Origin of the sequence: Streptomyces sp. NBC_00207, from assembly GCF_045160965.1 — a bacterium.
In the GTDB taxonomy this organism is placed as follows: Bacteria; Actinomycetota; Actinomycetes; order Streptomycetales; family Streptomycetaceae; genus Streptomyces.
In genome coordinates this window covers 857,986-882,196 of the sequence record NZ_CP130715.1, presented here as the reverse complement: position 1 = coordinate 882,196, position 24,211 = coordinate 857,986, and the positions used below count along the sequence as shown (strand labels likewise).

The 24,211-nt window shown below is 70.9% G+C and carries 27 protein-coding genes and 2 pseudogenes; 15 read left to right on the top strand and 14 right to left on the bottom strand.

Going from position 1 to position 24,211, the window contains the following annotated elements:
- Position 1 precedes the first annotated feature (1 nt).
- Together OG472_RS04580 and OG472_RS04575 are read right to left on the bottom strand one after the other, a co-directional pair.
- On the bottom strand, positions 2–2,233 hold the full coding sequence (locus tag OG472_RS04580; protein WP_405940951.1) for a helix-turn-helix domain-containing protein: 2,232 nt from the start codon (positions 2,231–2,233) through the stop codon (positions 2–4).
- A gap of 4 nt (positions 2,234–2,237) precedes the next feature.
- Positions 2,238–2,420, bottom strand: coding sequence for a hypothetical protein (locus tag OG472_RS04575; protein WP_405940950.1), 183 nt, complete (start codon positions 2,418–2,420; stop codon positions 2,238–2,240).
- A gap of 579 nt (positions 2,421–2,999) precedes the next feature.
- Here OG472_RS04575 and OG472_RS04570 point away from each other — a divergent pair.
- Positions 3,000–3,611 carry a hypothetical protein gene (locus OG472_RS04570; RefSeq protein WP_405940949.1) on the top strand — a complete coding sequence of 204 codons (612 nt, stop codon included), beginning with the start codon at positions 3,000–3,002 and terminating at the stop codon, positions 3,609–3,611.
- 25 nt (positions 3,612–3,636) lie between these two features.
- Here OG472_RS04570 and OG472_RS04565 read toward each other — a convergent pair whose 3' ends face one another.
- Both OG472_RS04565 and OG472_RS04560 read right to left on the bottom strand, forming a co-directional pair.
- Positions 3,637–4,119 (bottom strand): VOC family protein, encoded by a 483-nt coding sequence (locus OG472_RS04565; RefSeq protein WP_405827924.1) that lies wholly within the window; start codon positions 4,117–4,119, stop codon positions 3,637–3,639.
- A gap of 218 nt (positions 4,120–4,337) precedes the next feature.
- Complete coding sequence (locus OG472_RS04560; protein ID WP_405940948.1) at positions 4,338–6,158, bottom strand: CocE/NonD family hydrolase; 1,821 nt, start codon at positions 6,156–6,158, stop codon at positions 4,338–4,340.
- A gap of 524 nt (positions 6,159–6,682) precedes the next feature.
- Here OG472_RS04560 and OG472_RS04555 point away from each other — a divergent pair.
- On the top strand, positions 6,683–7,522 hold the full coding sequence (locus OG472_RS04555) for a dienelactone hydrolase family protein (protein WP_405827920.1): 840 nt from the start codon (positions 6,683–6,685) through the stop codon (positions 7,520–7,522).
- Positions 7,523–7,538: 16 nt separating this feature from the next.
- On the opposite strand, the gene OG472_RS04550 is transcribed toward OG472_RS04555, so the two are convergent.
- Positions 7,539–8,462, bottom strand: a complete 924-nt coding sequence (locus tag OG472_RS04550) for an aldo/keto reductase (RefSeq protein ID WP_405940947.1) — start codon at positions 8,460–8,462, stop codon at positions 7,539–7,541.
- Between the two features lie 92 nt (positions 8,463–8,554).
- Positions 8,555–8,962, bottom strand: a complete 408-nt coding sequence (locus OG472_RS04545) for a RidA family protein (protein ID WP_405940946.1) — start codon at positions 8,960–8,962, stop codon at positions 8,555–8,557.
- A gap of 284 nt (positions 8,963–9,246) precedes the next feature.
- On the opposite strand from OG472_RS04545, the gene OG472_RS04540 reads away from it, so the two are divergent.
- Both OG472_RS04540 and OG472_RS04535 read left to right on the top strand, forming a co-directional pair.
- A complete protein-coding gene (locus OG472_RS04540; RefSeq protein WP_405940945.1) occupies positions 9,247–9,666 on the top strand; it encodes a hypothetical protein in 420 nt (139 codons plus the stop codon).
- 140 nt (positions 9,667–9,806) lie between these two features.
- Positions 9,807–10,595, top strand: a complete 789-nt coding sequence (locus OG472_RS04535) for a class I SAM-dependent methyltransferase (protein WP_401602901.1) — start codon at positions 9,807–9,809, stop codon at positions 10,593–10,595.
- A gap of 67 nt (positions 10,596–10,662) precedes the next feature.
- On the opposite strand, the gene OG472_RS04530 is transcribed toward OG472_RS04535, so the two are convergent.
- The 3 genes from OG472_RS04530 to OG472_RS04520 all read right to left on the bottom strand — a co-directional run bounded on the left by OG472_RS04530 (position 10,663) and on the right by OG472_RS04520 (position 12,798).
- Complete coding sequence (locus tag OG472_RS04530; protein ID WP_405940944.1) at positions 10,663–11,556, bottom strand: hypothetical protein; 894 nt, start codon at positions 11,554–11,556, stop codon at positions 10,663–10,665.
- Positions 11,553–11,891, bottom strand: coding sequence for a PadR family transcriptional regulator (locus OG472_RS04525; RefSeq protein WP_401602899.1), 339 nt, complete (start codon positions 11,889–11,891; stop codon positions 11,553–11,555). Before OG472_RS04525 ends, OG472_RS04530 begins: the two co-directional genes overlap by 4 nt.
- A 187-nt stretch (positions 11,892–12,078) precedes the next feature.
- Positions 12,079–12,798: a hypothetical protein gene (locus OG472_RS04520; RefSeq protein ID WP_401602897.1), complete on the bottom strand. Its 720-nt coding sequence runs from the start codon at positions 12,796–12,798 to the stop codon at positions 12,079–12,081.
- Between the two features lie 144 nt (positions 12,799–12,942).
- Here OG472_RS04520 and OG472_RS04515 point away from each other — a divergent pair, with 144 nt between their 5' ends.
- The 5 genes from OG472_RS04515 (at position 12,943) to OG472_RS04495 (ending at position 16,806) form a co-directional block, all read left to right on the top strand.
- Positions 12,943–13,338: a hypothetical protein gene (locus OG472_RS04515; protein ID WP_401602896.1), complete on the top strand. Its 396-nt coding sequence runs from the start codon at positions 12,943–12,945 to the stop codon at positions 13,336–13,338.
- 112 nt (positions 13,339–13,450) lie between these two features.
- Positions 13,451–14,224, top strand: coding sequence for a GNAT family N-acetyltransferase (locus OG472_RS04510; RefSeq protein WP_405940943.1), 774 nt, complete (start codon positions 13,451–13,453; stop codon positions 14,222–14,224).
- Positions 14,225–14,472: 248 nt separating this feature from the next.
- The gene (locus OG472_RS04505) at positions 14,473–14,871 is read left to right on the top strand and encodes a hypothetical protein (protein ID WP_401602892.1); all 399 of its coding nucleotides are present in this window, start codon (positions 14,473–14,475) and stop codon (positions 14,869–14,871) included.
- Between the two features lie 220 nt (positions 14,872–15,091).
- Complete coding sequence (locus tag OG472_RS04500; protein ID WP_405827907.1) at positions 15,092–15,475, top strand: hypothetical protein; 384 nt, start codon at positions 15,092–15,094, stop codon at positions 15,473–15,475.
- Between the two features lie 260 nt (positions 15,476–15,735).
- Entirely contained in the window at positions 15,736–16,806 is a 1,071-nt protein-coding gene (locus tag OG472_RS04495) for a serine hydrolase domain-containing protein (protein ID WP_401604472.1), read from the top strand.
- Positions 16,807–16,854: 48 nt separating this feature from the next.
- On the opposite strand, the gene OG472_RS04490 is transcribed toward OG472_RS04495, so the two are convergent.
- Positions 16,855–17,727 (bottom strand): hypothetical protein, encoded by an 873-nt coding sequence (locus OG472_RS04490; RefSeq protein WP_401602888.1) that lies wholly within the window; start codon positions 17,725–17,727, stop codon positions 16,855–16,857.
- A gap of 255 nt (positions 17,728–17,982) precedes the next feature.
- Between OG472_RS04490 and OG472_RS04485 the strand changes: the two genes are divergently transcribed.
- Positions 17,983–18,642: a DUF4232 domain-containing protein gene (locus OG472_RS04485; RefSeq protein WP_405940942.1), complete on the top strand. Its 660-nt coding sequence runs from the start codon at positions 17,983–17,985 to the stop codon at positions 18,640–18,642.
- 56 nt (positions 18,643–18,698) lie between these two features.
- Here OG472_RS04485 and OG472_RS04480 read toward each other — a convergent pair whose 3' ends face one another.
- Positions 18,699–19,214: a pyridoxamine 5'-phosphate oxidase family protein gene (locus tag OG472_RS04480; protein WP_405940941.1), complete on the bottom strand. Its 516-nt coding sequence runs from the start codon at positions 19,212–19,214 to the stop codon at positions 18,699–18,701.
- Between the two features lie 245 nt (positions 19,215–19,459).
- Between OG472_RS04480 and OG472_RS04475 the strand changes: the two genes are divergently transcribed.
- Positions 19,460–19,888, top strand: coding sequence for a VOC family protein (locus OG472_RS04475; protein ID WP_405943139.1), 429 nt, complete (start codon positions 19,460–19,462; stop codon positions 19,886–19,888).
- A 129-nt stretch (positions 19,889–20,017) separates the two neighbouring features.
- Here OG472_RS04475 and OG472_RS04470 read toward each other — a convergent pair whose 3' ends face one another.
- Entirely contained in the window at positions 20,018–20,374 is a 357-nt protein-coding gene (locus OG472_RS04470) for a MerR family transcriptional regulator (protein WP_405940940.1), read from the bottom strand.
- Positions 20,375–20,475: 101 nt separating this feature from the next.
- Here OG472_RS04470 and OG472_RS04465 point away from each other — a divergent pair, with 101 nt between their 5' ends.
- A complete protein-coding gene (locus OG472_RS04465; protein WP_401602881.1) occupies positions 20,476–21,264 on the top strand; it encodes an amidohydrolase family protein in 789 nt (262 codons plus the stop codon).
- Between the two features lie 36 nt (positions 21,265–21,300).
- Here OG472_RS04465 and OG472_RS04460 read toward each other — a convergent pair whose 3' ends face one another.
- Complete coding sequence (locus tag OG472_RS04460; RefSeq protein WP_401602879.1) at positions 21,301–21,837, bottom strand: hypothetical protein; 537 nt, start codon at positions 21,835–21,837, stop codon at positions 21,301–21,303.
- Between the two features lie 198 nt (positions 21,838–22,035).
- On the opposite strand from OG472_RS04460, the gene OG472_RS04455 reads away from it, so the two are divergent.
- A complete protein-coding gene (locus OG472_RS04455; protein WP_405940939.1) occupies positions 22,036–22,467 on the top strand; it encodes a hypothetical protein in 432 nt (143 codons plus the stop codon).
- Here OG472_RS04455 and OG472_RS04450 read toward each other — a convergent pair.
- Positions 22,464–22,622, bottom strand: a pseudogene (locus OG472_RS04450) (IS110 family transposase); the annotation flags it as partial. The gene OG472_RS04455 and the pseudogene OG472_RS04450 overlap by 4 nt on opposite strands.
- 139 nt (positions 22,623–22,761) lie before the next feature.
- Here OG472_RS04450 and OG472_RS04445 point away from each other — a divergent pair.
- Together OG472_RS04445 and OG472_RS04440 are read left to right on the top strand one after the other, a co-directional pair.
- Positions 22,762–23,547, top strand: a complete 786-nt coding sequence (locus OG472_RS04445) for an excalibur calcium-binding domain-containing protein (RefSeq protein ID WP_405940938.1) — start codon at positions 22,762–22,764, stop codon at positions 23,545–23,547.
- A gap of 250 nt (positions 23,548–23,797) precedes the next feature.
- Positions 23,798–24,041 (top strand): annotated as a pseudogene (locus OG472_RS04440) (transposase); the annotation flags it as partial.
- Positions 24,042–24,211: the final 170 nt, after the last annotated feature.

Below are 24,211 nucleotides of genomic sequence, written 5' to 3'. Positions count from 1 at the left end.
TTCATCCCGCCGGTCCTCCGGCGGGCGGGAGCGGGGGCGGCGACAGGGGTGGCGGGGGCACGGGTCCTTGCGGCACGGGTCCCGGAGGTCCCGGCCATGCTCCACGGTGAACCGGAGCCGGTTCCGCGGTGTTCTCCGCGTCGGGCGAGCCGACGGCGGCCTTCCGGTACCAGCGCGCCACGGCAGGATGCGTGAAGGACCAGCCGTCCCGCCCGGCCCGCAGGACGTCCGGGTCCGTCGCATCGGCGAGCAGGCCGAGCACGACCCCCGGGTACAGGCCCCACAGCCCGAAGCGCGAGGTGAGGACCGCCCGCAGCCAGTGCCCGGTCACCGTGACGCCCAGCAGGACGGGCAGCAGCACCGGCAGGGCCGCCACGGTGTCCCCCGGCAGCACCACGAACATCAGCACGGGTACGAGGGCCAGCTCGGCCAGGAACCAGTGCGGCTCCGGCCGGCGCGAGGCCTGCTCGGCCAGCCACACCGCACCCGCCAGCAGCGCCGCGGCCACGACCAGGGACAACCGTTCGGTATCCGCACGGGGGCCGACCGCCGTCGCGAGGATCAGGGCGACCCCGGCCGGGATGCTCCGCAGCAGCCACGACCGCACCCGGCAGAGGGGGTCCGGCCGCGCTGCCCTGCAGTCGAGCCGGTTCCGCAGGTACACGTACCAGCCGGCCCCGATGATCACTCCGGGGATGAGCGTGGCCGCCTCGACGGGGGAGGCGGAACCGGAAGCGGTGTACCGGCTCGCGCTGTCGCCGACCTGCACCAGGCCGAGGAACACCCACGACAGCAGACACAGCAGGGCAGCCTGGACGCCGGCCCGGCTGCGGGAGGGACGGCGCCCCCGGTACAGCACCCGCAGGTCGCCCACGGGTGCTTCCTCCTCCTGCTCCCGCCGGGCCAGCAGGTGCAGCGCCTGGAGGCGGTGCTGTTCCTGGAGCTGGTGCCCGCCCATCCCGCCGTGCTGGCGGTAGGGCGGGAAGGAGCCGAAGAGGTGCTGGACCAGCCGGGTTTCGAGGGCCTCGACGGTGGCACCCTCGGCCACCAGCTCGGCGGGCACGGCCCGGCCGTCCGTGTAGAGCAGTCTGGCCGCGCCGGCCAGCGTCGGGTCGGCGAGGACGGTGGCGGCCGGCAGGTCCGGCCGGCCGGCGAGCGCCGCCAGGACCGGTGCCCAGTCCTGCTCCTTCTTACGGGAGCGGGAGCTGCGCTGGATCCAGCCGTCGAGGTCGTCGACGCCCACGGGGAGCAGCCGGACGCCGGCGCTCCCGGCGATGACGGTGTCGGTCTGCTCGACGGTCCGGGTGAACTCGGCCCACCCGCTGACGAGGACGAACGGGGCCTGCTGCGGCAGCTGGTTGAAGGTGTACAGTGCCCGGCCGCGCTGACGCAGGGTCAGGCTGTCGAAGTCGTCGAGGATGGGCAGCAGCCGGTGCCGTCCGAGGAGGGTCCGGACGTCCTCGGTGGTGCAGCCGGTGAGTGCGTCGGCGATCCAGGCGAGCAGGCTGTCCGGGCCGCGCTCGGGGCGCCATCCGCGCAGCGACACCAGTACGGGCACCACGGGCACGGAGCCGCCACCGTCCGCCGTCAGCAGCCGGGTGCCGAGATGGCGGGCCAGCTGGGTCTTGCCGCTGCCGCGGTCGCCGAGCACCAGCAGGCGCCGCGTTCCGGTGAGGGCGAAGATCTCCCCGATCTGGTCGTAGTGGCCGGTGAGGTCGGCGGCGTCGGATCCGGTGTCGGTGAAGTCGGGCCCGACGGTGGTGAAGCGCAACGGGATCGGGGCCGGATGGGCGGCTACCCCCCACGGCCGTCGGTCGGGGGCGAGGGTCCGCCAGGCGTCCCGTTCCAGTGAGCTGGGCCGGGGCCCGGCCGGGGTGTCCGGCACGCGCGGCGCGGGGTGCGTACGGCCGGCCGGCGGGCGGCCCGCGGGCAGGACGAGGCGGGTCCGCTCGTACTGTGCGCGGGCACGGCGGTGCCGGGCCTGCCAGAGGTCCAGGTTGGCCTCCGGATCGCAGGCGGTCACCCACGCCTTGACGAGGTCCCAGCGCGGCAGGTCCCGACCGGTGGTGGCCGCGCTGAGTGCGCCCTTGCTCCAATGGGTGACGGCGTAGAGGTTGTCCAGGGTCAGCCCGGCCGCGGCACGGAGCTCGCGCAGTTCCTGCGCGAGCTCCGCCAGGGCCGGGACCGTCGTGTCGAGCGGCCGCTGCGGCCGCCCCCGCCGCCCCGTGCCCACGGCGCTACCGGCCGATCCGGTCGGGCCGGGCGCCGCCGTCGCCGCCGTCGGCGGTGATCCGGCGGCCCAGTTCGAGAGCGGTGGTCGTCACCATGACGATCACGCCGAGCGCCGTACCGGGGGAGTACCCGAGCCCGCCCATGACGGCCGTCACCACGGCCACCACCACGACCACGACGATCTTCACACCGAGTAGGGAGGGGAGCCCGCACAGGCGCGGAAAGGAAGCCGGTGAAATGACCACGAGGACAACTCCTTCGAAAGCAACGGTCCGGAGGGAGTGCATTGCGCCTGCGCGGGCCCGCAGTTGGCGCTGCGGGCGGTCCGCTCCCGGCCCGGAAGGCCGCGGGCGCTCCTCAACCATGCCCGAGCCCGGCTGCCGGCAACACCACTTGTTGATAAGCGGACATGCCCGCTATTCCGGGGATGTCCGCCCTGCTGAACTTTTCCCGGACCCGGCCCCCCTGCCGTGAACAATTCCCGTGCCCACGGATCCCCCCAGCTCACGGCCACCCGCACGGCCGGAGTCGTTCACGAAGAACCGGCCGCCCTGAACAACCACCGCGCGGCGCATACTGCTTCCGCGGCGGATCCCTGAAGATTCGCCACCGCTCGCGCGGGCGCCACGGTCCGGAACACGCGCAGGCGGGGGCCGTTGGCGCGGCCCCCGCCCCCTCCACCGCCCTCCGCCGCTCTCCCGGGAGTGCCCGTCGGATGCCGCCCTCCGTAGGGGACGGACCGGGAGGGGCCGCATCATGGTCCGGTGATGAAAACGAGCAGGAGCGGGTCGGCGGGGCTGTCCCCGTACCAGGAGGAGCTGCGGGAGCAGATGCTCGCCGCCCCCGTGGTCCCGGCCCCCGTTCCCTGGCGGCCGGTCTTCGATCCCCTCGTCCCGGTGGGCGGGCTGCTGGGCATAGGTTTCGCGACCCACCCCGACACCGGAGACGACCTGGTGATGGTCGTCTCGAACGACGGCCACGGCCTCTTCGATTCGGTCACCGGGGAGAAGATCGCGCGCGACCGGGACCCCGATCCCGACGACAGCACGCCGGATGCGGTACCCGATCTCTCCTGCCCGGGCCTGGGTCCGGTCGCCGGAAGCCGGGTACGCATCGCCGGGCTGTACGGTGGCGGCCTGCACACGACCACTGACGACGGCTGGACGCTGGAGGTCGTGAGTCCCGCCTGGCCGCGTGACCGCGTACTGCTCTCCGTCGATGGCGGGGTTCCGCACTCCGGCCCGCACGGCGAGCAGTGGTGGCACGTCTTCCACTCGTACTACTCGGAGCTGCGGGCAGTCGGCTTCTCCCCGTCGGGGCGGACCCTCGCCGTCGCGACGAGCAGCGACCTCACCCTGTGGACCCGCACCCTCGCCTGACCGGGCGCGACGGATGGAGCGCCGGTCACCCGGCGGCCAGCCGACGGCGGAGTTCCTCGTCCGAGACGTCCTCCATGTGGGTCAGGAAGACCCACATGTGACCGGAAGGGTCCTTGAGGATGACGGTGCGGTCGCCGTGGAACATGTTCGTCGGCGGCTGGAGGATCTCCGCGCCGGCTGTCTCCGCACGCTCCGCCAGAGCGTCGACGTCGGACACGAAGACGTGGAGGGTGACGGAGGTGCCACCGCCGAGCGCGGCCGGCGCGGCGAACGAGCCGGCCTGCGCCTCCTCCACGCTCGCGTCGCCCAGCATCAGGACCGAGCGTCCTATGGTGATCTCGGCGTGCAGGACGCCGCCGTCCGGAGCGTCGATCCTGAAGTCCTCGCGGGCGTCGAAGGCCCGCCGGTAGAAGTCGATCGCGGCGCCGGCGTCGTCGACCATGATGTGCGGGATCACCGCGTGGTGGTAGCGGACGGGGATCTCGACGGCATCGGCGCGCTCGGTCATGGCGAACTCCTCGCAAAGGACCGCCGGTCGGTTCCCGCGGTTCTGGAACGAACCTAGGAGCTCAAGGTTGGTTGAGGTCAACCTCCGCCCGACTCCGCCGCTGCCGAAGCGCCGTTCAGCACCCCCGGTGATCTGACGGACAGCCGGCGAGCGGCCATGGGGCCCGCTCGCCGGCTGTCGGACCGGGGGCGCGAGGTGCGGTGCCGGTCTGTGCCGGGTCAGCCGAGGGGCAGTACCAGGTGAGCGGCGATGTCGTCGGTGGAGGTGATCGTGGTGGTGCTGCTGCCCGTGTGTGCGTCGGAGTAGAGCTTGTCCTTGCTGTTCACGACCAGCATGAGCCGGTGGTTCGGGACGAGGTCGTAGCCGGCGGCCTGGAGCTGCCAGGTGACGTTGCGGTCCTCGCCGGTGGACAACTCCGACAGGGTGAGGGGTTCGTGCGTGATGATGCGGGCGGTGTTGTCAGGGCTGACGTCGAACAGGTAGGCCACCAGGGTCGTGGCGGCCGCGGAGCTGCGGAGGGTCAGCGTGAGCTCGGGGACGCCGCGGATGCGGCGGGCCGCCTGGAGCGGGCCGCTGGTCCACACGGCGAGGTGCCGGCGGTCGAAGGCGTCGGTGGGGTAGGCCTTCGGGTTGCCCTTCCACTCCGCCTGGCCGGTCGTGATGATCTCGTCCACCGCGGTGGCTTCGGTGAGCTCTCCGGCGGCGAACTCGCGCTTCCAGCCCGTGTCCGGTGCGGTGGCGAGGCCGCCGTCCTGCCGGTCGGCCGCGGAGGCGGTGAGGTACCAGCGTTCGGTGGAGGTGGTGACGTCCGCCCAGGACGGCCTGGCCTCGCGTACGGCGGGTTCGGTGATGACGTTCTGTCCGGTCTCCGGGTCGGTCCGGGTCTGGTACGTGAACATGATCTGGCTGTTGACCGCAGGCCATCCGCCAACGCCGTTGTCGGCGCCGAGCACATGGTGGTCGAGCCAGGCGAGCGCCTCCTCGACGGGCACGTTCGGCCCGCTGAAGGGCATGGTGAGGCCGGCGCCCTCGGGTGCGGCGTGGTCGCCGATCCAGAGGTTGAGCCGCTTGGGCACGGTCAGCCGCTCGAAGTGCGCGATGGCCTGGTTGACCGGGAACAGCGTCTCGTGCCACGTGTTCGAGAAGAACGTGGGAATGCCACGGTCGTTGGTCTGGTCGGCGCACGAGGACGGCGACCGCTGCTTGCCCCACGCCACCACCAGATCGAGGTTCCGGCCGGCCAGGAAGTCCTCCAGCATCCGCCGGGTGGCGTCGTCGAACTTCCGCTCGATCGGGCCGCCGGTGAAGGCGATCAGGGCCTGCACGGCCGCCAGGTGCCGGGTGTCGTTCTGGTAGAGGCTGTCGGCCAGGTCGCCCCACGTGCTCAGGGCAACCACGGCGTCCACGCGGGCCGCCGGGTCGTGCGCCGCGACCAGCTGGCTGATGCCCGACCCGTAGGACTCGCCGAGGAACGCGATCCTGCTCGGGTTGAAGTGCTCCTGGGCGTAGTCGATGACGGTGGAGCCGTCGGACCGGTCCTTGGGACCTGCCACGTCGATCGTGCCCCCGGAGGTGAACGGGGCGTCGACGTACCCGCCGCCGGGTACGGGCACCGTGAGACCGATGCCGCGAGGGGTGTAGGCCAGCACGTGGTAGCCGCGCAGCGCCAGCTGAAGATACGTGTACTCGAACAGGACCCAGCCGAAGGGGGTCCAGCCCGCCGGCACGATCACCAGGGGTCGGGGCTCCGAGGTGTTGAGCTTGATCGTGTGCGCCGAAAGCTTCACCCCGTCGTTTGCGGTGATCCGGGGGAAGCCGATGGTCGCCTTCTGCCGCACCTGCTCCGTCAGCTTCTGGAGGTCAGGGGTGAGCACCGCCTTCTTTGCCGAGCCGTCCAGCGTGGCGACCAGCGCCTTGGCGACGTTGGCGGCGGCCGGGTCGATGGCGGTGGCCGAGCTGTAGATGCCCTGACCGGCGATCCGGCTCAACTGTGCCGCGGTGACCGCGCTGATCGTGTTGTCGTCCTGCGGGTGGCTCACGAAGCCGTCCTCTCGAAATCGCCGACCGGGCATGCGCCGGGCGGCACGTGCTGTCTGCCGGGATGTCCCCGGCACGTCCCGGCCCCTTCGGCGTGCAGGACCGTACTCAGGGCGCACCGGAACGGCGTCGCCTCAGGCACGGAAGGATCAGGCATCGACTCGAATGGTCGATTTCGGCACCGTGGGGGGCATGCGCACAGTTCTAGTCCCACCGGTGCACCCCACAGTGCATATCAGGACATCTCCGCTCTTGGCTGCAAGGTGTCAGCTTCACCCGCACAGATGGTTTGAACGCTCCTGGCCGTCCTGGACTATGCCTAACGATCAATATCCGCCGTCGATCGAGTGAACGTGGGCGTGAAAGATCACGAACTGATCGACCTGATCCAGCCGTTGGCGCCCCGCCCGAGGGAGGAGCCGGCGCGCCCGGCGCTGCACAAACGTCATCTCCATCGGTTGACGGCCGGCGCCTACTTATCGGTAATTTCTAGGTCCCCACGAGAGTCGACCGAAGGAGCAGGCGCGTGCCGGACCACGACCTGAACGGCTTCACGCAGACCACGTTCACCCACGACGGCGCCACCCGCTCCGTGCTCCACCAGGGCACGGGTCCCGCTGTGATCATCATGGCGGAGATCCCGGGCATCACCCCCAAGGTCATCGAATTCGCCGAACACGTGGCGGCGATCGGCTGCACCGCCGTACTCCCCGTCCTGTTCGGTGTGCCCGGCCGCGAGGCGAGTCCCGGTGTCGTCGGATGGGCGAGAACCGGCCGCACCATGGCCTCGTCGCTGTGGCAGGTGTGCGTGAGCCGTGAGTTCACCCTGCTGGCCACGGGGCGCAGTTCGCGCGTCGTACGGTGGCTGCGCGCCCTGGCCGCCGCCGAGCACGAGCGTTGCGGCGGCCCGGGGGTCGGCGCCGTCGGCATGTGTCTGACCGGCGGGTTCGCCCTGGCCATGGCCACCGACGAACGCCTCGTCGCACCGGTGCTGTCCCAGCCGTCGCTCCCGCTCGCGTGCACCGCGAGCCGTGCCGGCGCCATCGACATCAGCCCCGAGGAGCTCGCGGTCGTCCGCGGACGCTGCGAGCGCGACGGGCTCCAGGTGCTGGGACTGCGGTTCCGGGGCGACCGGCTGGTCCCCGGCGACCGGTTCGCGTACCTGCGGCGCGAGCTCGGTGAGTCCTTCGTCGCCGTCGAACTCGACGACAGTGCGGCGAACCCCGCGAGCGCCCTCTCGCCGCACTCCGTCCTGACGGAACATCTCGTCGACGAGCCGGGACAGCCCACACGGCAGGCGCTCGACACCGTCCTCGACCTGTTCCGCACCCGCCTGCTCGACGGGCGGCCCGCCCCCACGGCCTGACGCAAACGGTTCGGCCCTACGGCGGGGACAGGCGGTCGAGGCGGTCTTGGTGGGCGGGGGAGAGGCGGAGCTGCGCCGCGGCGACGTTCTCCTCCAGGTGGTCGACCCGTGCGGTGCCCGGGATCGGGAGGATGACCGGCGAGCGGCCGAGCAGCCACGCGAGCGCGACCTGCGCCGGGGTGGCTTCGAGTTCGGCGGCGACGGAGGCCAGGGCGGCCGTGACTGCGGCTGCCGCAGCTGCGGCAGCTGCCGCAGCTGCCGCGGCGGTCTCGGCCGTCGTCGCAGCTGCGCCCGACGTGGCCCTCGTCGCCGACACCGCTCCGGCGACGGGCTGCCAGGGCAGGAACGCGATCCCCGCCGCCTCGCAGGCCGCGAGCACCGGTTCGTGCTCGCGGTGGAGCAGGCTGTACCGGTTCTGCACGCTCGCCACGTCGATGAGGCCGCGGGCCTGTTCGAGCTCCGCGACGGACACCTCCGACAGTCCGATCCGGCCGACCTTGCCCTGGATCTGGAGCTCCCGCAGCGCACCGAGCTGATCGGCGAGAGGGACCTCCGGATCGATGCGGTGCAACTGCAGCAGCTCGATCCGCTCCACCCGCAGCCGGCGCAGGGCCTGCTCGACCTGCCCCCGCAGGACGTCCGGCCGCCCGTCGAGGCCCCATTCACCGGTGGACGCCGATCGGGCGACGCCGACCTTGGTGGTGATGAGCAGCCCGTCCGGGTAGGGGTACAGAGCCTCGGCGAGAAGTTCCTCGTTGGCTCCCCAGCCGTACAGGTGGGCGGTGTCGATCAGTGTGACGCCGAGCTCGACCGCGCGCCGTGCCACCGCGAGGGAGGCTTGGCGGGTGCCGGTGCCGGGCCCCGTCGGCAGCCGCATGGCCCCGAAACCGAGCCTGCGCACCTCCAGGTCCCCACCGATCCGAAACGTGCTCCATGCCATGCGCGTACTCCCCCTCCGCCAGGGGCCACGCTAACAGGGCGATCCGTACCGCCCCTCGGCGGCCGGGCGCCGGTCTCCGGCAACACCACGGCTCACTGCGGTTCTTGAGCAGTCGTCACCGCATCCATTTCCACCTCGACGAGCCACTCGGGATCGATGAAACGGGACACCTCCACGAAGGTGGTGGCGGGCCTGATCGAGACGAACCGCTCGCCGTGTGCGCGTGCGGCCTCCTTCCACTGCGTCACATCGGTGAGCATGATGCGGGTCCGCACGACATCCGCGAGGGACGCTCCCGCCTCCCGCAGCGCCCTCTCGGCGATGTCCAGGCACCGTACGGTCTGGGCGTGGACATCGCCGGGTCCGACGGTGGAGCCGTCCTCCCCGATGGGAGCCGTCCCGGCGACGGCGACGTACGCTCCCGCCCGCACCGCGCGGGAGAAGCCGATCTCCGGCTCCAGAGGCGACCCCGAGCCGACGGTCTGACGTCCATGAGTCATCTCATCATCCTGCCAGAACGGCAACTGACGACGGATCACGCCCCTGGCGGGTGGCGGGTGGCGGGTGGCGGGTGGCGCGGGACGGGTGGGTCGGGGCGGCCCGGTCGGTGGGCGCGTTGCGTAGGCCGGTGGGGAATAGGGTGGCAATCTGGTCGATACCGTAATAATCCCCACGCCTCGGAGACCTGCAGGTGCGGGCCCGACGGCCCGGCCGGTGGCCGCCGTGACGGGTCGACAGCCGGCCGGCCGCCCCGTACCCGGTCTGCACGAGAGCAAGGAAGCTCATGCCGCACACGGATCTCTCCGCAGTCGAAGCGGACGTCAGAACCTGGTTCGACCAGTACGTGAGCACCTTCATCGGCCTGGCCGCCGCCGGCCGCACCGACCCGGCGCCACTGCTCGACTACTTCGACGTACCGATCACCATGACCACCGACGCCGCCCACATGGTGCTCGCCTCCACCGACGCGCTCACGGCCGGACTCGCCAACGAGCTGCAGACCCTGCGGGACGCCGACTACGGAGGCAGTGCGGCGCTAGACCTCCAAGTCCGTGCCCTGAACGGGCGGTCGGTCCTCGTCGAGGTGACCTGGGTGCGCAACGACAGCGGCGGACGTGAGTTCCAGCGCCTGCGCGTGCTCTACCTCGTGGCCAGGACGGTCGCCGGGTGGAGGACCACGGCCTCGGCGATCCTGTCGCCCTGACCGCGCCACGCAGATCAGTCAAGTGATTTGTATATGTCGGTGACCGACGTATGGTGGGGCCTGCACCTGAAGATCCTTCCGGCGGCGGGCTGTTCCTGCCCACCGCCGGGAGTTCGCCTTGCGACGGAGACGGAGTGCTCATGGCCACCAGGAAGAACCTCACCGCCAACCGGGAATCCCTCGTCCACAAGGTCCGCTACGCCGCGAGCCGTCCGCACCGCATCGCGCCGTACCTGAAGCGGGCGGCCCGCGACCGGTGGCTGGCCTTCAAGCACCCCGACCACGTGAGCTACTACCGGGCCGTCATGGCCTCGGACACGCGCCGCAACCCGGAGGCGGCCGTCGGCAGCCAGACCCACGAACGCTGGCTCGCGCTCGGGCGGATGCAGTTCGACTACCTGCTCGGGCACGGCCTGAAGCCCGGATCGCGCATGCTGGACATCGGCTGCGGAAACCTCCGTGCCGGCTGGCACTTCATCGACTACCTCGACGCAGGCCACTACTACGGCATCGACATCTCGCCGGACATCCTCATCGCGGCGAAGGGCACCCTGACGGAACGCGGGCTGCAGGCCAAGCTCCCGCACCTGACGATCACCAAGAACCTCACGCTGGACTTCCTGCCCGAGGGGCACTTCGACGTCGTCCACGCCCACAGCGTGTTCTCGCACTCACCGATCGACGTCATCGACGAGTGCCTCGCCCACGTGGGCCGCGTCCTGGCGCCCGGGGGTCACTTCGACTTCACCTTCGACCGCACCACCGGCACCGAACACCAGGTGCTGCGCGAGGACTTCTACTACCGGACCCAGACCCTCGTCGACCTCGCCGCCCGGCACGGGCTGGCGGCACGCTTCATGGATGACTGGGAGGAACTCGGCCACGGTCAGTCCAAGATCCGCGTCAGCGTGAGCGACCGCCACACCTGACCGTCGCGGGCCGCGGGCCGCCGACCCGGTACGGCTCAGACCTGGTACTGCTCAGACCCGCTATGGCTCAGGCGCGGCCGGTCGTGCCCGGGGTCCTACGGCGCCACAGGCGCACGGCCAGGCCTGTGACCGCGAGCAGCGCGAGCCAGGGGAGCGCGGTCTCCTCGCCCACCACCCCGGTGAAGTGGCCAGTGACGAGGAAGGGCGCGGCGGCCAGGGCGAACTGGCCGCCGGTGCGCACTCCCGAAAGGGCCGGGCGCCCCGCCAGGACCAGCGCGGCGGACACGAGCACGGCGAAGCGCCACGGCACGATCATGCCGAGGCCGCTCGCATCCAGCAGGGCGAGGATCACCACGGTCAGCGGGGCCCAGATCATCAGGGCCATGAGGCCCGCGGCGCTCCTGATCCGGCGGGGCGGCCGAAGGTCCGGAGGGCAGAGGAGCGGAAGGGCGGCGACCAGCAAGGGCGGTGCCAGGTACGCCGCGTGCTCCAGCGGCATGTCCAGGGCGCCCGGCAGCACCGCGACCAGCAGGCAGGCCACGGTTCCGGCCGCACCGGCGAACATCCACCGCGCCCCGGATGCGAAGCGGCCGCTCAGCGCGCCGACCGCGCCGACGAGGGTCAGCAGGTAGCAGCCGTTGATCGCGTACCCGATCGGGTCCTCGAAGTCGGGGCGCCCGGTGACGTAGGCACTGTTGAGGGTCGAGGCGAGCCGGAACGCGGCGTGCGCGCCCGTCGCCGCCAGTGCGAAGGGCACCGCGGCCGCGAAAAGCCGCCCGCCGCGCTGTGCGGACCCCACCCGCAGGCGAAGCCGCAGCGCGTGGGCCACGATGTCGCAGGCCTCCCGCAGGCGGGTGAACGGGCCTGCGCCCTCGGTCGCCTCCCGGTAGGCCTCGGCCATCTCGTCGCCGAAGGCGCGGCGGAAACCGGCGGGATACAGGCGCAGCAGGCGACGGCTCACGCCGTGGCCGTCTCGCCGGAGACGCCCAGTCGGCGGGCGGCTTCGCGCGCGGTGGCGGCGATCCGCTGCGCCTCGGCGGCCAGACTCTCCCGTCCGGCGGCGGTGAGGCCGTAGGTACGCCGGAGCCGGCTGTCGACGATCTGCTCCTCGTGGACCTCGATCAGTCCTTGGCCGAGGAGCCGCTCCAGGGCCCCGTACAGAGTGCCCGTCCGCATCTTGACGCGGCCGCCCGAGATCAACTCCACCTCGCGCGCGATCGCGTACCCGTGGCGGGGCTCGTCCGCGAGCGCGGTCAGGAGGAGGAGGGTCGGTTCCTGCATCGCGCGATCACTCATGCCGACATGGTAAGTCACTCACCGGCATATATCGCCGAGGGAAGGCGTCGTGACGTGGGCGGCGGGGAACATGGCCACGCAGGCCCTGACTGACGAGTCGGGCGACCACGGCGACGAGCCGGTCACGGGCGCCACGTGGGGGACCGGCTGTCAGGCTGTCGCGATCCGGTGGTGCCGGGACTCGGGCTCAGGAGATCGCGTACCACTGGCTGGCCCATCCGGTGTTGATGGTGCTCGTGGACTGCTCGGCGAGGTTCACGGAGGCCGGCAGCGAGGTCTGGCCGGTCAGGATCGTGCTGTACCGGAGATTGGGCGGTGTCAGACCTGCGTTGACCGAGATGCCGGCGCCCGTGGACTTCAGGGTGAGGGCGTTGGTGGCCCAGTTCCCGTTGAGGAGGAGAGCGATGAAGTAGGTCCCGGGGGTGGCGGTGAACGGCTTGCCGAGGGCCAGCGGCTTGGCGATCGCGTCGGTCATCAGCTGGGGCGAGACGTCCGGCGTGGCCGCGACCAGCTTGCCGGTGGCGTCGTACACCCCGAGGTAGCAGTTGGCGAGCTGGGCGTTCGGGTCGATGCCGGCCAGGCCCAGCCAGATGTTCGACCAGGTGATCTGCTCGCGCAGGACGATCCGTACCAGCGTGACCCGCCCACCGACCCCGGCGGCCGACTGGGCGGTGACGTGACCCGCGTCGTTGGGGTCGCCGGTCCACGCCAAGAGGTTCTGATCCTGCGGCCGAGGCCCCTCGAACCCGGCCCCGGTGCCGGGCCCGCCGCTCTGCGGGGGCACGCTGGCCACGGAACTCACCGCGGCGCTCGGGCTCCCCTTCGACGTGGTGCAGCCGGCCAGGACGAGCAGCGCCGCGAGCGCGGCAACGAAGCCGGTCGCGGCCGTGGTGGTGCGGGTGCGCATGGTCCCCCCATGAGGTGCGGATGTGCCGACGGTCATGATCACACGGGCCGCCGCTGTGCAACCGACCGGACCGGACCGGAGCGGACCGCTCATGCCACGGGGCTCTCGGCGGATCGCCGGCCCGTGTCGGTGCTCTGCGGCAGGATGACGGCCATGGACAACGAGATGCTCATAGACGTCTGGCGGCGGATCCTCATAAACCCCCGCAACTCGTGGGTGCTGTTCGAGCAGGGCACGTGCGTCGTGCTGACCGCCCCGGAGGGAGCGCTCGCCGAGCAGGCCACCGCGATCCTGCAGGAATTCGGCCCCGTACACGTCGGATCCCCGGCCGCCGACTTCGCGGTGATCGACCTCAACCAGGCCGAAGGCTGGGTCGTCACCGGCCACCACCACGACGTCCTCACCTACGTCGGCCCGGACGAGCCGGAGGACCGCTCCGACATCGCGGTCGGTCTCCACGGACGATCCAAGCGCCACCGGGACGGAACCGAACTCCACGTCGTCCACGTGGAGGACAACCGCGGCAGCACGGCGGGATGACCGGACACTGCCCGGGGCCGTCCCGGCAGCGCTCGCAGGAGTCGCACGCGCGCCCGCCGTACGGCGCGTAATTCGGAGGCTGCCCCGGCCCGCGGACGCATAGGCTCCGCCCATGCCCGGATCGGAACTCCAGCGGATCAACACCTTCCTGTCGGCCTTCGCCCGCCGCCAGGCCGCGCGCACCGTCGACCTGCCCGGCGGGTTCGCCGCGTACGACGACTCCTTCGCGCACTCCCGTGCGAACAACCAGGTCGTCATCGACGCGCCCGCCGTCGACATCGACCCCGGGGCGGTGCCCGCACTCGCGGAGGAGGCACTGGGGCACCTGCCGCACCGGCTGATCTCCGTCCTGGACGACGAAGCCGGCACGGTGTGTGCGGAGCCGCTGATCCGCGCCGGATACACGCACTCCACCTACCTGGTCATGCTGCACACCGGCCCGGTGCCGGCCGGCGGCGGAACCGCGGAGGAAGTGGACCTCGACGCCCTGCGCGCCCCGCTCACCCGGCGCTGGCAGGGTCTCCTCCCGACCGTCGAGGACGAGGTCCTGCGTCACCTCGTCGACCGGCGCGAGGTTCGCCGCCGCGGGGCCGACGGCGTCCACTTCATCGGTGCCCGCACGGCGGAAGGCGAGGTCGCCTCATGGGCCGACCTCTACCTGGACCCGACGACCGGCACCGCCCAGATCGAGGACCTGATGACCTCGGAGGCCCACCTCAGGCACGGTTACGCCGACGCCGTCCTGAGCACCGCCCTGCGCCTGGCAGCCGCCCAGGGCTGCGGTACCCGCTTCCTGACCGCCGATGCGACGGACTGGCCGCGCCACTGGTACGAGCGCCGGGGCTTCTCCGTGATCGGCCACTCGCACTGCTTCGAATGCGGCTGATCGCGCGGGCAGCAGTCCGGGTCGGAATGCGTGCCGGATCCGAAACCTGCTCCACGGTCCGGCCGTGGTGTGGCCGGAATGCCAGGCCCCTGTCTCGGAAGTGGCGAGCCGGAACGCGCCAACGAGTTCTGCCCCCCAACCGGTTCCCCTTTGCCAGCAGGACGGGTGCCGGTGTCAACAAGGCGTGATCGGGCCATTGGCGGGTCAACCGCTTGGCGGTGCCAAGTAACACCTGGAGAATCCTTTGCATGACAATTCTGCGTAGCACTACACGCGTCGCCGCTGTCGCTGCAGCGGCCGTCGGCATGTTCGTCTTCGCGTCATCGCCCGCGAGTGCGTTCTCGCAGTCGTGGGGATCGGGTTCCTATCACGCCAGCGGGGATTTCGTACCCTCCTCCGGCAGTATCCGGATCGGTGGCAGCGGCTGCTCGGGCGGCGCCGCCCGCAGCTTCTACACCCAGCTCGTCAAGACCAGCGGAAGCTCGAAGGTGTTCTCCAGCTACAGCTACGCGGCGGACGGGCAGTACCAGACCGACCCCCGCGGCATCGGGGTGAGCACCAGCACGTCCTACTACCTGCGGTGGTACGGCAAGAACAACAGCGGCAGCGACGCCTCCGCCCCCTGCGCCTCGGCGCACACTGCCTGACCAGGCCAGTCGGGCAGCAGGCCGGCCCCGGGACCGGGGCCGGCCGTGCTCCACGCATGCGGGAGGGAAAGCAGTGACTTCGCGGAGGTGCCGCCTTGCCGGCTTGCTCTGTCTCCTGTCGGCTCTTGCGGGGTGCACGGAGGCGGGTTCGGCGCACGAGCCGCCCCCTGCCCGTGCCGACCCGGGGCAGACGCATGTCGCGGTGATCGGCCAAGGCGCCATGGAGGGCACCACCTGGCGGGTGGACCTCGTCTCCGCGGACGGGAAACTCTGCACGCAGGCCACCGTCGGCGGAAAGCCGGCGGGCAGCGGATGCGAACCCCCGGTTTCGAAAGAAATTCCGGTGAACATTGCGCTGGACGGGCTGGATCCCAATGTGCTCCTGATTTATGGAGCGGCGGATTCCAGCGTCGCCCGCCTTGTGGCGCGATCCGCGTCCGGCACATCGCAGGCCGTCGATATCACCGCACACCAGGGAAAGGCATTCTTCGCCTACGCGTTGAAGCCCGGGACCGCAGGGGACCTGATGGCTTTCGACTCGGGCGGGCAACAGGTGTTCTCCGCCGCCGACAAGATCCGGGAGTTCGAAACCCCGGCCGGGTGACGCGCGCCCCGTTCCTCCGGCTGAGCGCACCGGGGGTTAGCCCCACCTGGGGCCCGGCGGGTAGCAGGCTCGTTGCGCGCGGCCGAATGCGGACAAGGTGGGACCGGCACTCACCGCTGGTTTCCCGATGATTCCGTAGGAGTTGACTCGTGCGCGAGCAGCAGACATGGCGCAGGTCTGGTTCGTCCCGGCGACAGCGGAGCGGCCGGCGCAGAGCCGTGCCGGGCGCCGTCGCCGTCGCCGTCGCGGCCGTGGGCGTGATGGCGATGGGCGGGCTGGCGCCACCGGCGGCGTCCGCCTCGACCCGGCCGGACACCGTCCAGCAGGGCCTGAACGCGCTGGTGCACTCCGACGGCCTGCCCGCAGCGCTGGCCAGCGTCAAGGACGGTGAAGGCCGCACTCGTACCTACACCGCAGGGGTGGGCGACCTGGCCACCGGTTCGAAGGTGCCCAGGGACGGTCAGGTGCGGATCGGCAGCAGTACCAAGACGTTCACCGCCGTGGTCGCGCTGCAACTCGTCGGTGAAGGGAAGATCGATCTCGACGCGAAGGTCGACGCCTACCTTCCGGGGCTCGTCCGCGGGGAAGGGTTCGACGGGCGTCAGATCACCGTCCGTCAGCTCCTCCAGCACACCAGCGGACTTCCCGAATACGAAGACCTCGTCGAGGACGACATCCTTCGGCACCGGTACTTCGAACCCCGCGACCTCCTCGACATCGCCTTCCGGCGCAAGGCCGTCTTCGACCCCGGGAAGGGCTGGGGGTACAGCAACACGAACTACGTGGTGGCCGGCCTGATCATCCAGAAGGTCACCGGCCGGCCCCTCGCCGAGGAGGTGGACCGGCGCGTCATCAAGCCCATCGGGCTGCGCCACACCTACTTCCCCGCCGCCGGCGACATGGCCGTCCGAGAAGCCCATCCCCAGGGGTACCACCGGGATTCGGCAGGTGCTCCACTGCGCGACGTCACGGAAATCGACCCCTCCGCGGCCTGGGCGGCAGGCCAGATGATCTCCACCAACTCCGACCTCAACCGGTTCTACGCCGCGCTCCTGGACGGCCTCCTCCTCCCGGACGCCCAGCTCGCCCAGATGCGCACCACCGTCCCCATCGGGGACACCGGCGCCGGCTACGGACTGGGGCTCATGAGCAGGCCGCTGTCGTGCGGCGGTGTCTACTGGGGCCACGGCGGAGACATCACGGGGTACGAGACCCGGGGCGGGGTCACCGACGACGGCCGCGCCGCCAGCATCGCGGTGACCAGCATCCCAACCGGCGGGGCCGCCACGAAGCACCTCGAGAGCCTCGTGGACACGGCCCTCTGCCGCTGAGCCCCGCCTGCCCCGCGTCCTGGGGGCCGCCCCGCGGGCCGGGGGCGGTCACCGGGCCGGATGGAGGGCGAGGGTCCAGGTGTGGAGGGTGTGCTTGGCGGGGTGGTCGGGGTGTTGCTCGGCGAGGGAGACCGTGACCTTGTCACCGGCGCGGTGGAGGTGGCCGTGGTAGCGCCAGGCCTCGCCGGGGTCCACGGGAAGCAGCTCGGCGAGGACGGCGTCCTCCAGCCGGCGGCTGACGGCCCGTAGCACTCCGGCGTCGAGAACGAGGAGGGTGCCGTCCGCCAGGACGAGCGGCCGCGGGGCCTGCGGGTCGGTGAGCAGCGGTCCGCGTTCGATGGCGCCGCCGGGAAGCAGCCGTACCACCCGGCTGCGGGTGGGGAGGTTGCGGTCGGTCTCGACGACGCGGATGCCCGTGCCGATGACGTAGTGGCCGTAGCTGCGCCAGGAGTCGACCAGGGTGCCGTCGCGGTCGTACTCCCAGGTGTCGAAGGCGTCGTAGCCCTCCAGCCCGAGGAGGAAACGGCCGCCGCCCAAGGCCGCACCGCGTTCCCCGCGCAGTTCGGTGATCAGGGTGCCGTCCGTCAGGTCGAGGAGCAGGGCGGGGCCGAGGTTGCCCCAGGCGGTGTACGCGAGGGAGTCCGTGGTGACGAGGACCCGGCCGCGGGAGATGTGGGCGGCGTTGGGCTTGCCGGAACAGGGCGCGGTCCAGAGGGTGTGGCCGGAGGAGTCGATGCAGCTGATCTTCCCGGCGGTGCCGTGGACCCGGAGGTCGTCCCGCCGGGCGAGCGGCTGACCCCGGCGGTGCGAAGGCTCGTACGGCGGCGGGCCGGCCTTGCGCCGCCCCTGCTTCAGCACGGTGACGCGCCAGGCGGAAGCCGTCCCTGGGTTACGGCCGTTCTCCTCGGGTCTCATCACCATGGACGCAGATGCTAGCCCGCACCGCCCTCGCCGCCGAGGGCTCCCGTCGCCGACCGCGTCGGACGGGCGGCGCGCCGAGTCCTTCGTAGTGGACTCGGCAAGACACCGTCACCAAGCTGTGAAGGTTCTGCGGGACGCTGGTGCTCAGCACGACCCCGGCTCACCCCGGTTCACCCCGGGACAGCCCCAGCTCGATCCCACTCAGCTCAGCCCAGCCCGGCGCACCTCGCGCTTCTCATTGGGGGACCCAACGCCATGAGCACCGTACGCAGAGCCGCAGTCGTCCTCGCCGCCGTATCCGCACTGGCCCTGACTGCCTGTGGGCCCACCGATGACGAGGCGGGCAGCGGGGCCGGCGGGCCGTCCGCGAGCCCGACGAAGTCCGCGACGCCGACCGCGCCTGCCGCGCCGTCCGCGCCGTCCAAGCCGTCGACGACTCCGAAGCCGGCCAAGTCGGCCAAGCCGTCGAAGCCGTCGAAGCCGTCGACCGACCCCGACTTCGACGTCTTCCCGTGCAGCACCTTCGACGTGACGTTCACCGCGACCCTGGCGGAGCCGACGACCAGCAGCTACCTGCTGAAGATCACCAACAAGGGCGCCAAGGCGTGCAGGGTACTGGGGCATCCGATCGTGACCTTCGGCGGCCTGGACGGCCAGGCCACGGAGCGCGGCACGGCTCCCGGTATCGAGGACGCGATCAGGCTCGACCCGGGGAAGTCGGCGTACGCCGGGCTGATGGGCGGCGCCAACGACGGCAAGGGGAAGACCGTCGACTCGATCGGGATGACCATGAACACGGAGTCGGATCTGGAGCAGACCCCGCTCAAGGCGTCGACTCCCGGCCTCTACGTCTCGCCGGACAAGAACTCCGTGACGGCCTGGGTGGACAACGCGGAGGACGCCCTCAGCCTCTAGGTGCCCTGCCCTGCCCTGCCCTGCCCCGCCCGCTCTGCCCCGCTCGGCGCCGAACCTCAGGCGAAGCGCCAGCGGGTCTGGCTGTACGGGGCCTTGCCGAAGCCGAAGACCGTGCGCGGGGAGACCGCGAAGACCGCGGCTTCCCCGGCCTCGGGGTTGACGAAGACGCCGTCGCCGACGTCGAAGTGCCATTGCGCGCCGTACTTCGTCTCCCACGCCGTGGCGAGCGTGCGCAACCGCCCGGAGTCGGTCACGCGCGTCGCCTCGCCCTCGACGACCAGGTCGAGACCCCGGTGGAGGGAGTTGGTGCCGGTCGTGAGCACGACGTTCGGATTGGCGCGGAGGTTCTCGGCCTTGCGCTCGTCCGGACCCGTGCAGAAGTGCAGCGCGCCGTCGGCCCAGACCCCGATCAGCGGCGTGACGTGCGGGCGGGCGTCGGGACGTACGGTCGTCAGCCAGTACAGCTCGGCCTCGGTCAGCTGCGACACGGCGGTCGGCCACGGGACGGCCGCCGCGTCCTTGTCGCTGTAGCGCTCGTCCAACTGGGTGTGGGGCATGGATGATGTGCTCATGGGTGGTGTGCTCACATCGGGTTCCGGTCCGGACAGTGCCTCCAGCCTCAACCGTGGGAGCCGGGCACGCACGGCCGACATGCCCTTGCCTTCGGACGTCACTCGATCGGTTGCGCGGCACCCGGAGGGGTAGGTTCGACAGGTGATCAGCCTGTGAACCCACGCCACCACCTCGCCCCCGTCCAGTGCGGCGGAGCCCGCTGCGAAGGCGGCCGTCCCCTCGTACGACCCGAGGCGGTGGCCCTCTGAACCGGCCCACCCACGGGACGTTGCACCACGTCGAGCTGTGGGTCCCGGACCTCGACCGCGCGGTCGCCTCGTTCGGCTGGCTCCTGGAGGAACTGGGGTACGCCCTCTTCCAGCACTGGGGCAACGGGCGCAGCTGGCGGCTCGGGACGACCTACCTGGTCCTCGAACAGTCCCCGGCCCTCACCGCAGACCGGCACGACCGCTGCCGGCCGGGGCTGAACCACCTGGCCTTCCACGTCGAGGACGACACCGAGGCCGACAGGCTGGCCCGTGAAGCGACCGGGCACGGCTGGCATCTGCTGTTCCCCGACCGGCATCCGCACGCAGGCGGTGCGCAGCACTATGCCGCGTACCTGGAGAACGAGGACGGCTTCGAAGTCGAACTCGTTGCGATCGACCACAGGCACCCGGACACCACCCTCTGAGGGTCTGATCCGGATTCCGGTCATCGGCAGCAGCGAGGTCTTCGCCTCGGGCATCCGGTCGTCACCCTCCCCGTCGAGGCCTCTGCGCGGTGGTGCGCGGGCTCGACCGCCCGCCATCCGGATGCGGTCCTAGTCCGCTGCGTTCTCGGTGGCGGTGATCGTCTGGCGCAGCAGGCGGCGCGCGGTCTCCAGCTCGGCGGCACGCAGGTCGAGGACGTTCAGCCGGTCGCGGAGGCTGGTGAGCACGCCAGGGCAGGGGCGCAGCGCCGCCTCGTCGAAGGTGCACGGCAGGACCTGGCGGATGATGCGGGTCGGCAGGCCGGCGGCGAGCAGGGCGCGGATGCGTCGCACCGTCTCCACCGTCTGGTCGTCGTACTCGCGATAGCCGTTGGCGCGGCGCTCCGAGTGGATCAGCCCCATCCGCTCGTAGTAGCGCAGCAGGCGCTCGCCGACGCCGGTACGACGCGCCAGCTCCCCGATCAGCACCGACCAGCTCCCTCCAGCTTGACCTTCCCACCGTGTCAGGGAGCAACAGTGCACTGGTCGGCCGCATTCCGGCCCGCCGACCGTCAAGGAGAGGGCAAAACATGATCATCGATGCGCACAGCCACGTACACGACCCGGTCGACGCACATGTGGGGCTGCTCGACGAGGCCGGTGTGGACCGCGCCGTGCTGTTCGCCACCCGCCCACACCCGGAGCGGGCCGGCGACCTGGCCTCGCTGCGCCGGGAGATGGCGATCCTGGAAGAGGCCATCGGGGGTCGGGCGGGCACGGCCGAAGGACATCGCCGTGCTCGGCGGGAATGGGACGCGGCGCTTGCCGCACGGCCGGACCGGTTCATCGGCTTCCTGTCCGTACCGCTGGACCTGGAGCCGGAACAGATCGCCGCGACCGTGGAACGCGAGGTCGTCGGGCGTGGGCTGCACGGGATCGGCGAGCTGACGCCGCCGCCGGGCCGGGCCGGGATGATCGAACCGGTGCTCCGGGCGGCGGCCGATCACGGCCGGCTGCCCGTCGTCGTACACGGATCCGCACCGACCACGGCGGCCGATCTTAGGAAGCTGTCGGCGCTCGCCGGCCGGTACCCGAGGGTGCCGCTGGTGGTCAGCCAACTCGGAGGGTTGAACTGGATGGAGGCTGTCGAGCTGGTCCGGGACACCCCCAACATGTACCTGGAACTGTCCACGGCCAACATCGTCTTCGCGGTACGGCTGGCCATCAGGGAGATCCCGGACCGCACCCTGTTCGGCTCGGACGCCCCGTACGGCGACCCGGTCCTCACCCGGGCGATGGTGGAGCGGGTCACCGGCCCGGGCGAGGTACGCGACCGGGTGCTCGGCGGGACGATCGCCGAACTGGTCGGACTCGCCTGAGACAGGACAGGAGCCGACAGGACAGGTCAGGTCAGGTCAGGGGGTGCGGGGCGGGGCAAGCTGCCATTCCCCGGAGTGGCCGGGCGGGAGCGCCAGGTCACGCCGGACGGCGGTGTAGTACCCCTCGCGTGCGGCGCGTTGGCGCTTGAGCAGGGTTGACCAGGCCTCCGGGCCATGCGTCCGGTCGCGCAGGAATCCTTCCATCTCCATCACCACGACGACCCACGCGCGGGCCTTGTCCACCACGTCCGGAGTGCCGAGCATCAACAGTGCCTCCCCGGCCGGATCCCGGGCATCGGTGGCATCGGCCAGGTGCGGCGCCGCTTCCTCGGGCGACAAGGGATGCGGGTGAGGGTCGTTGCCGAGGTGCGCCGCGATCCGGTAGGCCAGGGTGACGCTCTTCTTCAGCGACCTGGCGTAGTCGGCGTAGGCCGTCAGCCGCCGCTCATCCCACTGGGCCGCCTGCTCGCGACGGAAGCGGGCCTGATCGCCGCGCGTGGTCGCCAAGTACGACCCGAGGGCGCCGATCACCACGCCGATCAGGGCGGGGAGTTGTTGTATGAACGCTGACATGGCCACACGGTATATCGCCGGGACAGGTGCGACGTGATGTCGTTTCAGCTCCCGAGCCCTCGGCCGCCGATGAGGGCGGCGTCGATGCCGGCGTAATGCGTCGGATTTCGTACCTTCTCTGCGCTGCCTCGGGGGGTGCCCCTATGTCTTTGGTCAAGGTGGTCGGAGGGTTTTCAAGGCGTCTGGGACGATGTGCTTGTGCATGCTGATGATCAGGTTGGCGAGGGCGTCCCTGCTGAGCTCGCGGTGTTTCTCCGGGGCGCTGTCGATGACCGCCCGGTGAGAATCGCTTCTTCCATCTGTGGAGGTTGCGGCGGCCGGGTGTTCTTCGTGCTGGTGAACGACTGTGGAGCAGAGCGGGAGTGCTCTGGCTGCGGCAGCCGTGCGTTCATCGCAGACAGTGAGGATTACTGGGAGGAGGACTCCTGGGAGACCGAGAGGTCCGGCCCGGCCTACTGTCCGTGCGGAAAGGACAAGTTCGAGGCCGCAGTCGCCTTCTCCCTCGGCGGGGACGGATCGGTCCGCTGGGTGACAGTCGGCCTTCGGTGCATAGCGGACGGATTCTGCGGTGTCTATATCGACTGGGAGATCCGCTACGGCCCCACGGATCACCTCCTGACCATGGTCTAGGTCTGCGGAGCGGCCGCTCGAACAGGCTGCGGTTCGTAGGAGGTTCCGTCCCGGAGCATCGCGAAGAGGGCGTCGGCCCGGCGTCTGGCGAGGCAGAGCAGGGCCTGCGTGTGGTGCTCGCCCTGGGCGATCTTCTTGTCGTAGTAGGTCCGCGATGGGACAGAGAGGCACGGATCCCGTCACCGCGCCCATGACGTCGTTCCTGAGGACAAGTCCGACCCACAGGCGCCCTTAGATCCGGAATGGGTCATTTCTGTGGCATGTGTAGACATCTTGATCAAAAATGGTTGCGGTATGAACATCTGTCACACCGTCACCAGGAGAACCGCGTACTCGCCGCCTGCTCAGCACGCCCCCTATCCCCAGCAGCCCGCCCAGCGCTGGTGGCAGCGCCCGGCTGTGATCATCACCGCGCTTGTGCTGCTGCCCCCGCTCGGGATAGCGCTGGCTTGGATGACGGGGTGGACGCAGGGCAAGAAGATCGTTGCCACCGTGCTCTCGGGCCTCTGGTTCCTGATCGTGCTGTTCTCCGGCGGCAACGACAAGGCCGCGGACGACGCCAAGGCTGGGGCGGCCGCCGCTGCGACAGCTTCGCCTGGTTCCTCCGCCGCTGCTCCGGGCAAGGCCGCGTCCCCGAGCGCGGCTCCTGCGCTGCCCAACGTGGTCTCGATGCCGTTCGATCAGGCCGAGAAGGCCCTCAAGGGCGCCGGGGTGGCCAAGGTCACGGCCCAGAGCGTCTACACCGATGTGCCCCTCGCCTCGTATCACCCCAACTGGGTCGTCTGCTTCCAGAGCCCCGAAGCCGGAGCGGCGCCCGCCGACGCCACCCTCCACCTCATCGCGCCCGGCAGAACGTGCCCGGCAGCCACCGGTACCCGGCTCCACGCCGAGGTGACGCAGAGCCCGGCCCCAACCCAGAAGGACGCTGACGGGACCTCCGGTACCGGCGGGGGCGGGAGCGCTTACTACAAGAACTGCGACGCCGCCAAGGCGGCCGGTGCGGCGCCCATCCGCAAGGGCCAGCCAGGCTACCGGTCCGCCCTCGACAAGGACGGCGACGGCATCGCCTGCGACAAGTAGCCCCCAAATCGTGCGGCCGAACGGCAAGTTCGGCCGCATGAGCTGGGAGCCTCGCGGTCCATCAGGTAGGCGTTCGGGGCGAACACCACGACCGACCCGTGCAGGAATGACGGTGACGCGACGACCTTCGCCGGGATGGCGTTCACCGATCCCTGCCCCAGGGGCTCACAATCGACACTTTCGACTTCAACGCGACCGGGCCCGGGACCCCCTGCGCCAGGGACGTCACGTCGCTGGACTGGTCTCGGGCCACGACAAGTACCGTCGGCTGGTCTGGGCGACCGGGGTCAACCCCGGGATCGCCCGCCGCGCGTCCCACACGGCTCCGGCCTCGGGGTCTCGTCTACCGGTGGGTCGTGGAACGGAACATCGCTCGGCTCCACGGCTTCCGCCGGCTCCGAGTTTGGTGGGAACGACGCGACGACATCCACGAAGCCATCCTCGGCCTCGCCACCTGCCTCATCACCCACCGCCACGCCCAACGTCTTTGTTAGGACCTCTAAGCAGGCCAAACTCACAACGAGCGTGCGCACGGCGGGGTGGCCGCCACACGGGCCGGATCAAGGAGGCGGATGGGCGTTGCGCGTGGCGCGAGCTGTAGTGGAACTGGGTGCTTGGCGGCCGACGAGGATGGGGGCGTATGCGGCCCCGGCGACCTGTCGGC